Source organism: Bacillus lumedeiriae (assembly GCF_044891285.1).
Classification (GTDB): Bacteria; Bacillota; Bacilli; order Bacillales; family Domibacillaceae; genus Pseudobacillus; species Pseudobacillus lumedeiriae.
The window spans coordinates 66,843-83,931 of the sequence record NZ_JAUIYO010000001.1; the positions used below are offsets into that span (position 1 = coordinate 66,843).

Annotated in this window: 19 protein-coding genes; 3 read left to right on the top strand and 16 right to left on the bottom strand. The window is 43.8% G+C overall.

Going from position 1 to position 17,089, the window contains the following annotated elements; all coding sequences use genetic code 11:
• Positions 1–4: 4 nt before the first annotated feature.
• The 8 genes from QYG89_RS00350 to mntR all read right to left on the bottom strand — a co-directional run bounded on the left by QYG89_RS00350 (position 5) and on the right by mntR (position 7,381).
• On the bottom strand, positions 5–961 hold the full coding sequence (locus tag QYG89_RS00350; protein WP_404313647.1) for a thymidylate synthase: 957 nt from the start codon (positions 959–961) through the stop codon (positions 5–7).
• Complete coding sequence (locus QYG89_RS00355; protein ID WP_404313648.1) at positions 958–1,761, bottom strand: class I SAM-dependent methyltransferase; 804 nt, start codon at positions 1,759–1,761, stop codon at positions 958–960. Before QYG89_RS00355 ends, QYG89_RS00350 begins: the two co-directional genes overlap by 4 nt.
• Before the next feature lie 45 nt (positions 1,762–1,806).
• Positions 1,807–2,241: a BrxA/BrxB family bacilliredoxin gene (locus QYG89_RS00360; RefSeq protein ID WP_404313649.1), complete on the bottom strand. Its 435-nt coding sequence runs from the start codon at positions 2,239–2,241 to the stop codon at positions 1,807–1,809.
• Between the two features lie 18 nt (positions 2,242–2,259).
• A complete protein-coding gene (locus QYG89_RS00365; RefSeq protein ID WP_404313650.1) occupies positions 2,260–3,384 on the bottom strand; it encodes a conserved virulence factor C family protein in 1,125 nt (374 codons plus the stop codon).
• A 76-nt stretch (positions 3,385–3,460) separates the two neighbouring features.
• The gene (locus QYG89_RS00370; protein WP_404313651.1) at positions 3,461–5,344 is read right to left on the bottom strand and encodes an ABC-F family ATP-binding cassette domain-containing protein; all 1,884 of its coding nucleotides are present in this window, start codon (positions 5,342–5,344) and stop codon (positions 3,461–3,463) included.
• Positions 5,345–5,369: 25 nt separating this feature from the next.
• Complete coding sequence (locus QYG89_RS00375; protein ID WP_404313652.1) at positions 5,370–5,867, bottom strand: hypothetical protein; 498 nt, start codon at positions 5,865–5,867, stop codon at positions 5,370–5,372.
• Between the two features lie 54 nt (positions 5,868–5,921).
• A complete protein-coding gene (locus tag QYG89_RS00380; protein ID WP_404313653.1) occupies positions 5,922–6,602 on the bottom strand; it encodes a class I SAM-dependent methyltransferase in 681 nt (226 codons plus the stop codon).
• A 359-nt stretch (positions 6,603–6,961) separates the two neighbouring features.
• A complete protein-coding gene (gene mntR, locus QYG89_RS00385; protein WP_404313654.1) occupies positions 6,962–7,381 on the bottom strand; it encodes a transcriptional regulator MntR in 420 nt (139 codons plus the stop codon).
• Between the two features lie 253 nt (positions 7,382–7,634).
• On the opposite strand from mntR, the gene cspD reads away from it, so the two are divergent.
• Positions 7,635–7,835: a cold-shock protein CspD gene (gene cspD / locus QYG89_RS00390; protein ID WP_041096853.1), complete on the top strand. Its 201-nt coding sequence runs from the start codon at positions 7,635–7,637 to the stop codon at positions 7,833–7,835.
• Between the two features lie 44 nt (positions 7,836–7,879).
• On the opposite strand, the gene QYG89_RS00395 is transcribed toward cspD, so the two are convergent.
• Genes QYG89_RS00395 through QYG89_RS00405 form a run of 3 tightly spaced genes read right to left on the bottom strand, consistent with a single transcriptional unit; the run spans position 7,880 to position 9,205 of the window.
• Positions 7,880–8,059: a zinc-finger domain-containing protein gene (locus QYG89_RS00395; protein WP_404313655.1), complete on the bottom strand. Its 180-nt coding sequence runs from the start codon at positions 8,057–8,059 to the stop codon at positions 7,880–7,882.
• 33 nt (positions 8,060–8,092) lie between these two features.
• The gene (locus tag QYG89_RS00400; RefSeq protein ID WP_404313656.1) at positions 8,093–8,746 is read right to left on the bottom strand and encodes a reverse transcriptase-like protein; all 654 of its coding nucleotides are present in this window, start codon (positions 8,744–8,746) and stop codon (positions 8,093–8,095) included.
• 21 nt (positions 8,747–8,767) lie between these two features.
• Positions 8,768–9,205 (bottom strand): hypothetical protein, encoded by a 438-nt coding sequence (locus QYG89_RS00405; RefSeq protein WP_404313657.1) that lies wholly within the window; start codon positions 9,203–9,205, stop codon positions 8,768–8,770.
• Positions 9,206–9,372: 167 nt separating this feature from the next.
• Here QYG89_RS00405 and QYG89_RS00410 point away from each other — a divergent pair, with 167 nt between their 5' ends.
• Both QYG89_RS00410 and QYG89_RS00415 read left to right on the top strand, forming a co-directional pair.
• Entirely contained in the window at positions 9,373–9,774 is a 402-nt protein-coding gene (locus tag QYG89_RS00410) for a ribonuclease HI family protein (RefSeq protein ID WP_404313658.1), read from the top strand.
• Positions 9,771–10,676 carry a DMT family transporter gene (locus QYG89_RS00415; RefSeq protein ID WP_404313659.1) on the top strand — a complete coding sequence of 302 codons (906 nt, stop codon included), beginning with the start codon at positions 9,771–9,773 and terminating at the stop codon, positions 10,674–10,676. Before QYG89_RS00410 ends, QYG89_RS00415 begins: the two co-directional genes overlap by 4 nt.
• A gap of 117 nt (positions 10,677–10,793) precedes the next feature.
• Here the strand turns inward: QYG89_RS00415 and QYG89_RS00420 are convergent, their stop codons facing one another.
• The 5 genes from QYG89_RS00420 to QYG89_RS00440 form a co-directional block, all read right to left on the bottom strand.
• Positions 10,794–11,069, bottom strand: coding sequence for a DUF6123 family protein (locus tag QYG89_RS00420; RefSeq protein ID WP_404313660.1), 276 nt, complete (start codon positions 11,067–11,069; stop codon positions 10,794–10,796).
• Positions 11,070–11,089: 20 nt separating this feature from the next.
• Entirely contained in the window at positions 11,090–12,004 is a 915-nt protein-coding gene (locus QYG89_RS00425; protein ID WP_404313661.1) for a 5'-3' exonuclease, read from the bottom strand.
• 97 nt (positions 12,005–12,101) lie between these two features.
• A complete protein-coding gene (locus tag QYG89_RS00430; RefSeq protein ID WP_404313663.1) occupies positions 12,102–12,938 on the bottom strand; it encodes a sulfurtransferase in 837 nt (278 codons plus the stop codon).
• A gap of 14 nt (positions 12,939–12,952) precedes the next feature.
• Positions 12,953–13,180, bottom strand: coding sequence for a hypothetical protein (locus QYG89_RS00435; protein WP_404313664.1), 228 nt, complete (start codon positions 13,178–13,180; stop codon positions 12,953–12,955).
• A complete protein-coding gene (locus QYG89_RS00440) occupies positions 13,161–16,802 on the bottom strand; it encodes a dynamin family protein (protein ID WP_404313665.1) in 3,642 nt (1,213 codons plus the stop codon). Before QYG89_RS00440 ends, QYG89_RS00435 begins: the two co-directional genes overlap by 20 nt.
• Positions 16,803–17,089: the final 287 nt, after the last annotated feature.

The following is a 17,089-nucleotide window of genomic DNA, read 5'->3' on the forward strand; positions in this document are numbered from 1 at the left end:
TTCGTTATACCGCTACCGGTGCTTTAATGGCCGGATGCGGATCATAGCCTATAAGTGAAATATCTTCCATCTCAAAATCAAATACCGACTGCTTTTCCTCATTTAACTTTAATGATGGCAGTTCTCTCGGCTCGCGGTCCAATTGAGCTTTCACTTGATCAAAGTGATTAGTATAAATATGTGCATCACCTAATGTATGAATAAATTCCCCCACTTCTAAACCGCATTCATGCGCGACTAAGTGGGTTAACAAGGCATAACTTGCGATGTTAAAAGGAATGCCTAGGAACAGGTCTCCGGAACGCTGATAAAGCTGGCAGGACAACTTTCCTTCTGACACATAAAATTGGAACATCGTATGGCATGGCGGCAGGGCCATCGATGGAATGTCTTCCGGATTCCATGCCGAAACGATAAGCCGGCGGGAATCTGGATTCGTTTTAATCGTTTGGATCACTTCTTTTAACTGATCAATCGTTTCGCCGGCAGATGTTTTCCACGCACGCCACTGGCTGCCGTATACATCGCCGAGTGTGCCGTAAGCAGCAGTAAACGACTCATCCTCCAATACGCGTTGTTTGAAGTGTTCCATTTGCTCTTGATACAGAACGTTAAATTCTTCATCCTGCTGAGAACGCAAACCAAAATTTGACATATCAGGTCCGTTATAATCTTTACTTTCTACCCAGTTCTTAAACGCCCATTCGTTCCAGATATTGTTATTATGCTGAAGCAAATAACGAATATTCGTGTCGCCTTTTATGAACCATAATAGCTCGCTTGCCACAAGACGAAAAGCAATGCGCTTCGTTGTCAAAAGCGGAAAGCCCTCCTGCAGGTTAAATCGCATTTGTGCACCAAAGATAGAAACCGTACCTGTTCCAGTCCGATCTTCCTTTTTCGTTCCTTCCTTCAGGACGCGACGGCACAAATCCAAATACTGCTGTTCATTCTTGCTCATTCTTTCCACTCCTTGTTCATCTCATCTGCTGCCTCAATCGTTCCAAAGTGAAAGAGCGACGTTGGGCGAACGTGCTGCTTGAAACCAAGCTCAGAAAACCGCTTGGATTGATAATGATCTTTTAAAATAACCCTCTGTTTAGCTACTCGCCGGGCCTCCTGCACGATCTCCCTTGTTAATTCATCATGCACAGCAAGTTCCCTCAACCCAGCAATCCCTTTTGAAGAAAGAATCGGCTTAGTAAACATCGGATCAAAATAGACGACATCCACCGATTGATCCGGAAGACCAGGCAGTACATTCTGATATCGTCCGCTTATTACTTCAATTCGTTTCATCGGTTCATTTAATTCCTGCAGCGGTGATTCCCATTCAGTCAGCCCATGTTTTATGATATAAGCAAGCACAGAATTCCCTTCTATCCCCATTACCCGGCCAGCGGGTCCCGTAACAAAGCTTGCTGTAATGCTATCCGACGCAAGGCCCAGCGTGCAATCAAGCAGCGACATGCCCGGTTGCAGCCTAGCCGCATCAATGAATGGGTCCGATTCTCCTCTCATTAACCGTTTGACACGGAATGAGGCGGAATTTGGATGAAAGAAAAATGGTTCAGCCCCATCAACAGAATGAAATTCCAGTCGATGTTTAGCAACGATCAGACAGCCCGTTCCGTATTGGGCCTGCAGTGAGGCAACCGATCGTTTATCTCTTTTAATAAATGAAAAGCCAAGCTCAGCAGCTATCTGTCTGGCTTTTTCCTCAAGTTTGTCATTTGTTCTTGCAGATGTAGATACAATCATACGTTCTCCCATAAAAAAGGATGCCGCATTAGACATCCCCTTCGTTTATTTACAATATTGATCAAAGGCTTTCGTTAAATCTTGAATAATTGAGCCAATATCATTTCCTTCAATGTGCTCCCGTGGAACGAAGTGAACGACTTCTTTGCCTTTTAGTAATGCCATCGATGGGGATGATGGCTCATATCCATCGAAATACTCCCGCATTTGCGCCGTAGCTTCTTTGTCCTGGCCGGCAAACACCGTCACTAAATGGTCTGGAGAAGCTTCATTCATGGATGCTTGAACTGCAGCAGGTCTGGCAAGCCCGGCAGCACAGCCGCAAACAGAGTTTACAACAACGAGAGTCGTTCCTTCTGCATTCGATATAAATTCATTGACTTCCTCCGCTGTCGTTAACTCTTTAAATCCTGCATTCGTTAATTCAGCACGCATGGGTGCTACCATTTGTTTCATATATTCTTCATAAGCATTTGTCATTTTCTCTTCCTCCCATTCTCACGTTTCTCTTGATTCAGTCATTTGTTTCCAGACGGAGCCTTTTGCCTCTTCTCCGCCCTCAATCCGTTCGATTGCCATCTTCACTTGCATTTGCACTTCAAACTCCGGATCATTTACCGCCTGCTTTAAAGCAGGAAGCGCTGTTTCATCACCAACTTCATATAAAAACATCGCAGCCCGCCAACGGACAATTTTGCTTTTGTCCTGCAAAGCATCACACATCACAGGAACGGCTTCTTCAAAACCAAGGTCGGACAGGCAGTCACCAGCTGTACGGCGGACCGTTACAGTAGGATCCTTTAATCCCTGATATAAAAGCGGCAGTACTTGTTTGTCTTCAATCATGCCAATATAAACAACAGCAAGGCGGCGGATCGCCGGTTTGTTATCTTTAAGCGCAAGCTGTAATAAAGGCAAATCAGCTGCAGAAGGAGTTTCCATCTGCTCCAGCCATTGATAGCGCCGGCGCCAATCTTCCTCTTTCTGCCACATAGAAGCAGTGACCTTCAGGCCGTGCCGTTTCATTTCTGAAGCTGACTTTCCTTCTGCCCCGGATGCAGCTAAAAATCCCAAACGTTCTTGCGGATAAGCAGCGATAATTTCTTCCAATACCTCTTGTCCAATTTCATCTAAATCACCGTAACGAATCCCAAAATCTGTCCATTTTCTTTGAAGTACATAATTATCATCTGCCAATTGGGCTTTTTTGAATGCTTCTATAAAGTAATCAGGCAGCGGAAATCGTTTCTCCTCAGTCGCTGATGTTAGTTTTAACTGAATGGGGATTCCTTTGAACACTTGAATCGCCGTCTGTACTTCGCCGTAGGCTTCTTCAACGTTGGCATCTGTACTTTCTCCAGCTGCCGCTTCTCCAAATATTTCTCTTACTTGCGGAAGCAGATTTTTCCAATCATACTTGCCGTTCCGTTCAACAGCTAAAAAATCAGCCACATGATAAACACCCTTAATTCCTTCTATCTTTAAAATAGATTGTATTTTTTCGGGAGCATCTTCCGCATGGCCGGCTTTATAGTTGTTACTTTTTCCAGCAGCAAGCTCTTCATCCAGTATAATTTTCATCGTGTTTGGACTCGGTGTAGGCTCGATTTTTAAAATAAGCAACACGAATGACTCCTTTCCACAGCTCAACCTTTACCGCCATTCTAACACAAATAAATGAACGGCGGCTTCATTTTGCTTATTGAACGAATTCTGATAAATAACTCCAGCGTTCAATGAAGTGTTCCAGCTTTTCATTTAACTGCTCCAGTTCCTCACTTAGCTGCTGGGCTTTTTCGAAGTCACTTCCCGCTGCTTCCAGCTCCTGCTCTGCTTCTGCGATACGCTCTTCTACTTTCGCCATTTCTTCTTCAATCGTATCCCATTCGCGCTGTTCGTGGTAACTTAACTTTTTCTTTTTCGTCTTTTCCTGTTTGACTTCTGTTTTTACTTCTTTAACGGGCAGTTCCTCTTGTTTTTCTACGATGGCTTGTTCTGCCAAATAGTCACTGTACAGTCCGTAATAAGATTCAATCATGCCATTTCCTTGGAAGACGAGCAGACGATCGGCGGTTTTATCTAGAAAATAACGATCATGGGAAACAGTAATCACAACACCGGAAAACTCTTCCAAATAATCTTCCAGAACCGTCAATGTCTCAGTATCAAGATCGTTCGTCGGCTCATCCAGCAATAGTACATTGGGCTGTGTCATTAACAGCTTCAATAAATAAAGCCGGCGCTTTTCTCCACCAGACAGCTTGTAAATCGGCGTACCATGTGCATGCATCGGAAAGAGAAAACGCTCAAGCATTTGTGCAGCGGAAATCTTTTCCCCTGTCTTTGTCGTCACCACTTCGGCGGATTCGCGAATGTAAGCGATCATTCGCATGTTTTCATCCATATCGGTCCGTTCCTGTGTATAGTAGGCGGTCTTTACTGTTTGTCCCGTAATCATTTCCCCACTGTCAAACGATATTTTTCCGGCAAGCAGATTCATAAATGTAGATTTGCCGCTGCCATTTTTACCGACAATTCCAAGGCGGTCTCCTGGTTTAACGAGCAAGTCAAAGTGATTCAAAATCGTTTTTCCATCGAATGACTTCGATACATTTTTCAATTCAAATACTTGCTTTCCGAGCCGGCTGCCCTGCACCGACAAATCAACTTGTTCTTTTTTCGGGCCTTGGCCAAGTGAGCCTTCTAATTGTTCAAAACGGTCAATCCGCGCCTTTTGTTTCGTTGATCTCGCTTTTGCTCCTCTGCGCATCCAAGCAAGCTCCCGCCGATATAAGTTTCTCCGCTTATCTTCAGCGGCAGACTGCTGTTCTTCCCGCTCTGCCTTAGCAGCAATATAATCCTGGTAATTTCCATTATATGTATACAGGAGGCCATGATCCAATTCAAACATTCTATTCGTTACCCGATCAAGAAAATAACGGTCATGGGTCACAAGCAGCACTGCTCCTGAATACTTGCTTAAATAATCTTCCAGCCAGCGGATCGTCTCGAAATCAAGATGGTTCGTCGGCTCATCCAAAATGAGCAGATCCGGTGTTTCAATCAGCACTTGAGCAAGTGCCACCCGCTTTTTCTGACCACCGGAAAGTTCGCCGATTTTCCGGCTGAAATCCGGAATACCAAGCCGGGTCAAAATCGCTTCTGCATTCGTATTCGCTTCCCATGCACCGAGAGCATCCATTTGTTTTTGCAGTTCGAACAGCTTCTCAGCTACCACCGTACTTTCTGGCTCCTTTTCAAGCTGTTTGAGCGTGCCTTCGTAATCTTTTAACAGCTTGATCACCGGCGCCTCACTTAAAAATAGTTGATCCATGACAGTCAGTGCCGGATTCATTTCAGGCTCCTGCTCTAAATAAGCGATCGTATAATCGTTCGGAGAAACAATCTCTCCGTTGTCAGGCACGTCCTTTCCTGCTACGATTTTTAGCAGGCTTGATTTGCCTGTTCCATTGACACCAATTAATCCAATCCGTTCTTTTTCGGCAATAGAAAAAGTCAGCCCATTAAACAACACTTTTTCTCCGTACGATTTTGTCATCCCTTGCACAGTCAGTGCTCTCATTTATGTTCTCTCCCCATTTTGCAGATCATTCGCTGTTCGGTGCTGTTTCCAGCGTCTCGACAATAAAACCGACTAAATCACCAAGTTCTTCTATCATGTCTTCTGTGATCGTCCGTTCAAAATAAATATGCCACTCATGAACCGTTTCCATTTGATTGGATGCGATTTTTTTCCGTTCATAGCGTCTCGCTGCTCCCCATCCATTCTCCAGACGATTCATGCATCCGTCCGTAAGTACATGCTCCGGCCCCGTATACACGATGTGCAAAGACACTCCTGGAAACGCTCCGGGAAGCTTCATCAATTCACCTGCTAGCTTTTCCAGATCTGCCTGAATGATCAGGGTCACGCGAAGTTGCGGTTTTTCTTTCAATGAAAAAGTGATGGCTGCTTCCCGTCCAAGACTGGCAAGATCAACCTTATCACTGCGGCTGTGAATGTGAAGAAGGTCATCCAGGTCACGGTCGTAGACTTCAGCTTGTATCATAAATTTGATATTATCAAAAGCTGTTGGATCAAACAATGAAACACCTTCTTTCAGTCCAAAACATATAAAATGAATGTTGTCTATATCTTTTTATTTTCTTTTTCCCATCATAAATAGGGTGAAAAATGTCAGCGCCTGTTTTAATTCGGGCGGAAAAGACCTTGCATCTGATTCTGTGACACCGCCCTTGTATACATGTTTTTCATTAATATACTTAAACCCATGTTCGGATGCCAATTTGGTAAACTCCCAAGGCATCATTGTGTTCATAATAACTGAATCTCCACTTAGACGGCCATAACTATTTTCTCTCGGTCCCGCTGTCGGCCCCAATATCGCTGCACAGAGTTTCCCTTCAGGCTTTAGCACCCGATTAATTTCCTGAAGTACATGAGCCGGATTTTCTGTCCATTCAAGGGAATTGATTGCCATAACAGCATCCAGCTTTCCAGCTTCAAATGGAAGATGCGCTAAATCTCCCTGCTTAAATGTGAGATGATCCTTTTCAAACCTTCGGGCGAATTCTATCATCTTGTTAGATAAATCAATTCCGATCACTTTATAACCGGCTTGATGCAGTTTTAGGCTGCCATACCCATCCCCGCAGCCTAAATCTGCTACAAAACTGTTGGGCGGGACATGAGTGACGAAAAAAGGACAAATGGCTTTTCGGCTGCCATGCTCCCACATTTCTGCACTCTTTGACTGCCATCCGCCTGCCCTTTCATTCCACTGACCTTTCGCATCTTCATGCCATGATATATTTGTCATCTTCATTCCTCCCTGCTTTCTTTTTATGTTGGCTTTGTAAACGTGCCTGTTGATTTCCGCAGGATTCTCGTGCCTTCCGCTCCAATTAATAAAGGAGCATAATCAACCACCGTCATTAACATAGCCTTTATTTTAAAGCAAGCGAACTGTTTTCGGCAATAAAATGAAACCGCTCGCAAGCTGCAGGCGGTTTCATTGCATGGACCTATGTAGCGGCACCTATTGATGACCGGTCTTCTTGGAACAGGCATATCAATCCTCGCACCAACACTATTTAGATAGCCAGCGGGTTAACAATCGCTAATCACACATTGAAAATGAGGCTAGACTTCTTTCTATCATCCTAGGAAGCGGGTTCTTTATTCTAACGGCTTCTTTTGTACGGAAAGCAGCCCTTCGATTCTGGCCGGTTCTTCGTTAAAATATTCCACAAGATCAGCAATCCGATCAATAGAATCCCAGCTCAAATGATGTTCAATTCCTTCCACATCCTCATAAATGTGTTCTTCTTTTACACCGATAATTCGCAGAAACTCTTCTAATAAATCGTGTCTTTCTACGAGGCGCTTACCAATTTTTTTCCCTTTGGCCGTCAAGACTAATCCACGATATCTTTCATATATTAAATATTCATCTTTATCTAGTTTCTGAACCATTTTCGTTACGGATGAAGGGTGAACGGATAATGCTTCCGCAATATCGGACACACGTGCGTATCCTTTTGTATCTATAAGTATGAAAATCTGTTCTATATAATCTTCCATGCTTGGTGTCGGCATCTGGTACCTCCTGAATATACTCATCAAATCAAGTTTACTATAACAGTTATTTTATTACAAGACAGCGAAATATTCCTTGTAAATCAAGCAAAAATAAGTTTTTTGACTATTCTATCTTTTCTCTTCTTGACTACTCTTATACTTTATTGTATATTATAGGTATTATGAACAGACTTTTCTGTTCATAATGAATACTTTGATTTGGGCACATATAGATAAGATGTGTTTCGAAGATTTAGGAGGATTCATAAACATGCAAAACGGTAAAGTAAAATGGTTTAACAATGAAAAAGGTTTCGGATTTATCGAAGTAGAAGGCGGAGACGATGTATTCGTTCACTTCACTGCAATCGAAGGCGATGGCTACAAGTCTTTAGAAGAAGGTCAAGAAGTTTCTTTTGAAATCGTAGAAGGAAACCGTGGACCTCAAGCAGCTAACGTTGTAAAACTTTAATCTCGACTAACAAAGCCGGCATTTCTGCCGGCTTTTTTTCATTATTATTTAAGCAGCTGTTCCCCGCATTTTCTCAGCTGTTCTCCTACCGTACATTTTGTAATACAAAACTTATGGGCAAACGCTTTGCCTTTTTCTTTTCGGAAAACGGCTTTTAATAAGCAATCTTCACAATACGTATCAAGAATCTCTCCCATTTCCGCCATAAGCTGTTTTCTTTCCAAGCATGTCACACCTTTCTATATCCATCCTTTTTCTTAAGAGATCACAGAATGACTATTGACAAAGTTCCCTTGCAGTGCCTGATTGGCCAATTTATCTGCTTCTTTATTTTGCCTTCTGTCCACTGGTTTGTAAAGCGGTGTAAGACGAAGGGATTCTATTTTACTTTCAATCCGATCCAGCCATTTATTCAACGTATCGTCGAAGCAGGGCCATTCTCCTGTCAGCTGTTTTAATACTACATGAGAATCGCCGGTAATAGTAACGGGAACTTGTTTTACACCAATCGTTTCGAGCAGTCCAATCGCTTTATAAAGTGCTGCGTATTCTGCCTCGTTGTTCGATTCGAGCTGCGTCATTTGTTCATTCACCCGACAGCGCCACTGATCCCCATTTTTCTTATAGTAAATAACAATGCCTACCCCGGCGGTTTGCGTATCCCGCTCAAATCCTCCATCGAAATAGACCTCCACGTCCCCTGGCTCTTCGTCTAATTTCTTATTTAATTTAATAAACTCCTTGACTGTCCATTCATTTAACAGCTCATCCATGACTGCTGCTGATTTCATTCGTCCCGATTTTGTCAGATCCTCAATAATAGGCAAAACATGTTCCTTCGTCAGCCAACCTGACTCAAATTCCGTTTTCCTTCCCTTAAATTCGTAGTGCCACTTAATTTTCATTTTCATGATCGATCCCTGCTTTCTTCTTCACCATTTTTCACGATTTTGTATAGTGTACGTTATGCTCAAATACGCCAATAAAGACAGGTTTTTTATAATTTTTTCTTGTGTCGGAAAACTGCTGATATGTATATCTTTTCCCATTTGCATGAAAAGTTTCCGAAAGACTAAAAACAACCTCTCAGCCAGCTCCGCTTTTCCCTTGTCTAGCTTCAGCGCCTTGCTCCTCGGGTCAAATAACCTTCGCTCAATGAAGTCAAAAGACGGCTTCTTTGAACGAAGAACATTTGCCTGTCGGAGCAGAACAGGCGCTTCCGCTTTTCCCTTGTCTAGCTCCAGCGCCTTGCTCCTCGGGTCAAATAACCTTCGCTCAATGAAGTCAAAAGACGGCTTCTTTGAACGAAGAACATTTGCCTGTCGGAGCAGAACAGGCGCTTCCGCTTTTCCCTTGTCTAGTTCCAGCACCTTGCTCCTCGGGTCAAATAACCTTCGCTCAATGAAGTCAAAGGACGACTTCTTTAAACAAAAAACATTTGCCTGTCGGAGCAGAACAGGTGCTTCCGCTTTTATTATTGCAAGTTTTTTGTTTTTTTTGTACAATTTACTGTTATGAAGACAAAGGGGGTATTTGTTTGTTTGAAGTATATACGGATGGGGCCAGTACTGGTTCTCCTGGGTTAGCAGGTGCCGGTATTTTCATTAAGGACGGCAGCCATGTCAGTCAGCACTCCATTCCTCTTGGTGTAAAGGATACACATGAAGCAGAGTTTATTGCTGTGATTAAAGCACTTGAGGTGTTGAAGGACATGGGGGCGGCGACCGTTTCCCTGCGCAGCGATTCACAAACCGTTGTACAGGCGATTGAGAAAGAATATATACATAAAGACCTTTATAAACCGCTGTTAGCTGACATTTTAGCTTTATCAAAAGAATTTCCGCTTTTCTTTGTGAAGTGGATTCCGAGCAAAGAGAATCGCGCGGATGATCTTGCCCGCCAGGCGATTAGAAAGAATAAAGGACATGAAGACCAATGAGATGGCTTGCAGAACTTTCTTTATTATTTGTTGCCCTTATTTGGGGAGTGACCTTCGTTATTGTTCAGCAGGCGATTGCCTTTTTGCCGCCGCTGTTATTTAACGGCCTCCGCTTTCTGCTTGCCGCTCTCCTGCTTTTCGCGATCATCCTTTTTCGTAAAGAAACAGCCAAACTTACGGCAAAAACGTGGAAACACGGATTGATTTTAGGTGTTTGTCTGACGATCGGTTATGCTTTTCAAACGATTGGCTTATTGTATACAACGGTCTCTAAAACAGGCTTTATTACTGGGTTAAGCGTAGTGCTTGTACCGCTTCTTTCTCTTATTCTTTTAAAAAAGAGGCCGGCACTAAACGCTGCAGTCGGGTCGGTAACAGCTGCGGCTGGCTTATATTTATTGACAGCTGGCGGTGCCGGCGGATGGAATATCGGCGATTTTTTCGTTTTGATTGGTGCATTGGGTTTCGCCTTTCATATCATATATACTGATGTGTTTACCCAACATTCCTCCGCATTAACATTAACCGCTGTACAAGTTATCACTGTCGCTGCGTTATGTTTTATAGGCGGGTTCCTGTTAGAAGACTGGCATTCAGCATTAACAGCTGCCAATTTAACGAATCCTTCTGTCTTGAGTACCCTTCTCATTACAGCTTTCCTTGCGACTGCTCTTGCGTTTTTTATCCAGACGAGCGCTCAGAAATATACGACACCAACAAGGGTGGTTCTTATTCTGTCGATGGAGCCAGTGTTCGGAGCTTTAACTGCCTTCTTCTGGATCGATGAACGGCTGACTGCTGCTGGGTTAACCGGCTGTGCCTTTATCTTCATTGGTATGCTGCTGGCAGAAATCCCCGTTCAGAAGTGGCTGAACTTTAGGTCTGCTGCGGATAAGTCATAAGAAAAACAGAGTTGTCTCATAAAGACTGCCCCCTCTCATACTACTTATCTATACTCCTTAAAGAGGAGTAAGCGGAGTAAGAGGGGCTGATACCTTATCTCTGAGACAGCTCTGCTTTTATTCTAACAAACCAGCCGAGCGGGCAAACCGCATAGCCGCCTGCTGATCTCCTATCCCCTTTTCTTTAAACCATTCCAATAAAGATAAGAAAAAACTGCCATCAAATTCCCTTTGTACTTTTAATGTAATGTCTACAGCCGTAATTACTAAAGAATCGGCTGCCTCGGTAGACCTTTTCCCAAAATAAATAAACGAGATCGTATCATCTGAAAACCTGAAACCTTTTCCTTCCAACTCAAGTAAATAATCGGCCAAGGTTTGTTCTTTCTCCACTTTCGTTCCCACCTTAGAAGTTATGCAAACGGATCAGATCTATTTACATCAGCTGCCGCTTTCATTTGTACTAAATGTCGCCGCAGTACGTTTAGTTCCAATTCCTCCACCGTCTGTTCTGCCTGACTGACAATTCCTTCCCATATCGCTTCGTTCACATTCCATGTAAGAGGTACATAACAATCAATTTCTGCCAGCTGCTGTGACAGCCGTAGCATGTCGGTTCCTTCCACAATTTTCTTCTGCTGTGACGGGGTAAGCTGTTTAAGATTGGCCATAATGCTGTCAACCGTGCCATATTCCCTCACAAGCTTAAATGCTGTTTTCTCGCCAATCCCTTTCACACCCGGATACCCATCACTTGAATCGCCCATTAACGCTTTTACATCAATAAATTGACTCGGCGTAATCGCAAATTCATCGAAAAAGTTCTCTGTTGTATACGTCAAATAATTCCCAAATCCTTTTTGCAGCAGCATAACTTCAATGTTTTGATCGAGCAGCTGCAATAAATCCCTGTCCCCGCTTAAAATAGTTACTTGCCTCTCTTTATGTTCTTGTTTAGCAATGGTGCCGATACAGTCATCTGCTTCAAACCCTTCCACACCGATATTAGGCAATAAAAAAGCGTCAGCTACTTCTTTAGCTAAATCAAATTGCGGAATGAGCTCGATAGGAGGCGCCTGCCGATTAGATTTGTAGTCTGAAAATAATTCATTTCGAAATGTTTGGCTGCCCATATCCCAGCATACCGCTGCATGAGTTGGTTTGACATGCTCGACCGCCATTAATAAATGCTTCATAAACCCTTGAACACCATTGGTCGGCATTCCTTTCGAATTCACCATAAATTGGCCGCTTACTGCCGTAGCAAAAAAAGCACGAAAAAGCAAAGCCATACCGTCTACGAGCAGCAAGTGTTCACGTTTGTTCATGTTTTCACCTCTCTATTATTTTAGCATTATTCTTGCTGTGATTAAGCAAAAACATAGAAAAAAGCCGTCCGTTGTTTTCAACGAAACGGCTTGTCGATCAATGGTCTTTCTTTTCTACAGGCAGTTCTTCATAAGATGACCAGTCACTGTAGCTTCCCCCGTAAAGGCGGACATGCTGAAAACCAGCTTGTTTGAGGGCGATAATATTTGGCGTCGCTGATACACCTGATCCGCAATAAACAATGACCGGCTGATCCCTGTCTAATGTTTTAAATCGTTCCTTTTGCGCCTCTTCGCCTTTCCAATGGGTGCCATTTAATCCCTCTTGGAAAAAGTAATTGACTGCCGTAGGGATGTGCCCCGGCACCCGGTCAAGCGGTTCCAATATTCCCGCGTACCGTTCGGGTGCACGCGAGTCAATGAGAATGGTTCCATCGTTTTCAAGAGCCGCTTTCTTCACATCCTCGATCGAAGCAGTCCAACCATGCTGCACATTTACCGATAAATGTCCGTTTCTCGGGGATGGACTATCACTCGAAACAGGAAGCCCCTGCTTTTTCCATTCGGAAAAACCCCCATCAAGAATGTAGACATGCTTGTGGCCTATATAGGACAGGAGCCACCAGAAACGGCCGGCAAACATCGCTTCCCCATGATCATAAGCAATGACGATGGTGTCGTCCGTGATTCCATAAGATTCGGCAATCTTGCGCAGCTCCTGCAGTTCAGGAAATGGATGCCTTCCGCCGTGCACCCCTTTTTCACCTGACAAGTCACGATCTAAATGAGCATAAAATGCCCCTGGGATGTGCCCTTCTTTATATTCCTTTTCACCGGCAGCAGGATCTGTTAATTGAAAACGGCAGTCTACGATACAAACATTCGGATCATGTAAATGTTCCGAAAGCCAGGCAATCGAACGAATATACTCCACAATTCTCTCTCCTTTTACTCGTCATCGACTTTTTTTGCTTGTTCTATTTTCTTTTTCAGCAGTGTAACGACGTGATCTTTCGGATTCCAGCAATGAAATTGATAAGTGGGCTTCGTTTCATATTTCAGCCGGGAACAATCGTAGCGCATGCCTGTTTCCTGTTTTACCGGCTGAAAATAACGGCACGTAGCACAAACGTGAAAGCGGCGGATGATTTCTTGTTTACGCTCGTTGAAGCTCAACGAATGTGCGCTCCCATTGTTCAATATTTTCTGCTGCATCCAGCACTTGCAGCCATGCATTAAACTGTTCTTGAATATCGGAAGACACCGTATCTTTCATACCAGCCATGCCGTCCGCTGCTTCTTCCAGCGCCCAGTTCCGCAGTTTTTCTTTCTCTCCCGCTAAATATTGATCAGCCAGCTCAGACAGCTGGTCATGCAGAGCGTCTTGCATGAGCTGTTTTTCATTTTTCTCAAAGAATGACTTCGCATTTTTGAATATAGCCAGCGCTTCACTAAACGCCTCTGGTGCTATTTCTTGAAAAGCGGCAGGGAATTCAGGTGTTTCTTTGGAAGACCATTCAATCACTGAAAATTGCAGCTGCGGCTGAATCGCTTGATAGTTAAGCTGGATCGCCGCATATTTTTCTGCCAACAGCTTATGTGCCTGTTTTTCAGACCGAAGACTCGTCGCTCTCATTTCTTGCGCCAAGTCATAACCGACAGCCTCAAGCAGCTCTTTCATCGCTTCATGAAGGGCTGTTTTAGATGGACGGCTGCTGCTTAGTGTTGCTGGATTGAACGATTCTTTAAAGAAATCAGAAAAGCGATAAAAGACACGCTGTTTTAAATAAAAGACGAGCTCATCCATCTCCTGGATTAGTCTCTTTTCTATTAATTGAACCGTTTCATTTTTCAAATGGTCATTGATTTGCCCAAGCTGGCTTTGGAGTTCAGCTTTTTTCTGCTCTCGATTGTCACGGTTTTCTTTCGCTGTTGCAATCAGCTGACGCAGCTGCTCTAAGCCACGCTCCCATTCAGCTTCCGCCGACTGCACGGCCATCTGTGCTAAATCACCTTCTAAAAACTGATGAAATGCCTGTTTAAACGGCTGCAAGTTGGAGTGAGGGTGATCTAATTCTCCCCTCTCTATTTCTTGAATAGCCTGCAGACTGGATACACCGTGAATACGCGGAAAGCGAATACCGTACTGAAGAAGCTGGTCTTTCACATAGCCAATGACTTCATCGACTTCTTCCTCACTGCTTGCCAAATCAATCGCATTGACGATAAAAAACATTTTATCCAGCTCAAAGGCATCTTTCACCCGGCCGAGCTGAATTAAAAACTCGCGGTCTGCTTTTGAGAAAGCATGGTTATAATATGTCACAAACAAGATGGCATCCGAATTTTTAATGTATTCAAATGCAACACCTGTATGTCTTGCATTGATGGAATCCGCCCCCGGCGTATCAACGAGTGTGACACCTTGACGTGTAAATTCACAATCATAATACAAATCAATTGACTCGACGAAACAGCTTTGCTTTTCATTCGCAACGAAACCTTGGAACGCTGGCAAATCGACTGTTAATGTTTGACCGAGCAATCCGCTGTACTCACTGTAGCCTTCATAGAAAGCTTTCAAAAAGGATAAGTGAATTTTTTCACGGCCTTCCCCTTCATTTTTTTGCAATAACTCTGGGATCATCACACTGGCACTTTGCAGAGACTCTACCGTGCGATTAAAGAATTGCAGTGATTGCTGTAAATCGATAAGCATTTGTGCTTCCGTTTTTAAATGGACAGCTGCTGTTCTATGCTCATGTGTTTCATCAGGCGGATGAATACGATTCACGGCCGCTGTCGTCGGGTTCGGTGATACTGGAAGCACCTTTTCCCCGAGCATTGCATTCGCGAAAGAGGATTTCCCTGCACTAAATGCACCAAACAGCGCAATCGTATATTTTCTTTGCTCCAGACGAGCGGCTTTTTGCTTCAGTCCGTCAATAAAACGAGTAAACCCAGGAATTCCGTCCAGCTTCTGACTCATTTGTTTTAAACGGTCTGCCGTTTCCGCTGCACCTGCCGTTGGCTCTTGCGGTGTTTGATCCAGACTTTCTAGTGTTTCACTGCGCTTTTCCTCTGTTTCTTGGATAGCTGACAGAGCCATCTGTTCATCGTATATCATGACGTCATTTAACTGCTCATTCCATTGTTTGACGAATGCTTCATATCGAGAAGGCATCGTGCTGTTTTCTTCATCCAGTAAATGAGTAATAGTCTGGCGCTGACCTTTGACGGCTTCATCTAATGATTCCAGTTTTTGAACAGCTGTCAGCTTCTCATGCCAAATCAGCCATCGGGCATGCAGCTCCTGTTTTTCCGCAGCGAATTGTTTAGCCATCTCTTCCGCCGCTTCTTCTTTTACCGAATCGGTGATCATACGTGCACGTTTCTTTAATCGAGCGGCTACATCATCACTATACGTTAACACATAGTCACCCGTTGCCATCGCACCCGGTTTTACTGTTTCCGTGATGAGTGATTCATCTACCTGCACGACAAGTTCTTCCGCAGCTAACTGCAGCTTGTCATTCGTGAGGCCAGTTGATTTAAGCCAGCTGCTTAATTGCTGTCGCAAATGCCATTCGAGCTGCGTTTTCGCTTTTTCCGTTAGGTCTGCCGCAAAGCGTTCGAGACGCCGCTGCCGCTCTTCTTCTGTTTTCTTTTTACTGAACAATAACCCTACTTTGAACCCCGGCTGTACAGCTTCTAAATATTCTCTCGCCAAATCCCGTGTCGAGGCCGGCATTAAATAGGCGTTGTCGAGCACTTTGTCCCGGCTGTCTTCCATTTGTTTCACGAGAACGGCCGTATCACGCTGATCGAGCTGTGCTTTCATTTCCTGCTCTTTAGAAACAATTTCTTGTGTTTCCCAATCGTCGCCGAGTATGTCCAGAAGCTTTGCCTTCGTTTCCGTCTGCTCATCTTCCAGCCAATTCAAATGTTCAGCTGCCAGCTTGTTCATCATCGTCTCAGCGGAACGGAAAGCAAGTTCTTCTCTATCTGTCATACTTTGATGGATGAGCTGCTTCACTTCGTCAAAGTCATTCGCGGAGAGATCTGGTTTCTTCAAGCTTGTAAAGAAGAAGCGTTCCGGATGGACTCCCCAAGCTGAAAAAGAGTCAAAAACAGATTGTTTAAATTCATCAAAGGACAGTTCCTCATCCCGATGCTTATCGATCTGGTTGATAATCAAGTACAGTTTTACACCGTGAGCGAGCAAATCCTTCGTGTAGATGAAGTTTAATTCTGATTGAACATGGTTATAATCCATAACATAAAAAACCATATCAGCTAGGTGCAGAGCCGATTCTGTTGAAATTCGATGGGCATCATCGGTAGAGTCTACCCCTGGCGTATCCATGACCGTCACTTCCGGCGGCAGATTCGATTCGCTATGGCCGATTTCAATCGATTCGACTTCTTCTCCATTTTTACAAAACTCTTTCACTTTCTCAAAGTTGTAAGGCGCCTTAAAGAGAAGCGGCTGTTTGTCTCTATAATATACCTTGGCAAAGTCTTCCGAAGCACCATGAATTTTCACGAGGTTCGCGCTCGTTGGAATCGGGCTTGACGGCAGTAGTGCTTCACCTGTTAAGGCATTGATCATCGTGGATTTTCCCGCGGAAAAATGACCGCAAAAAGCCACGATAAACTCTTCATCGTGCAGCTTTTTCAAAAATAATTCCGCTTTTCTGGCACGCTCTGCGTCACCGGCCTTCTGAAACAGTTCAAACAGACCGACCGTTTTAGAAATCATTTGTGTAATTGATGGTTGTACAGTTACTACTGACATTGTGTAAGTCTCCTTATGTGCATGATCTTTCTTCTTATATTTACAGCCTAAATCGTATTTCTCTTATTGTAAACGATTTTCGCCAACTTTCCCACACGAAAAAAAGAAGGCTGTCTATGCCTTCTTTCAGTTCACTATTCGATTCATTATTTAGGATTAGTTATGAGGTACTTGCGGCTTACCTACATGGTCTGTTACGTATTTCATTACGCCCCCGTATACTACAACTGTCGCCGCCACAAACATCCAAACCATGCAAAGCACCATCCTTTTTGTTTAGTCATTTT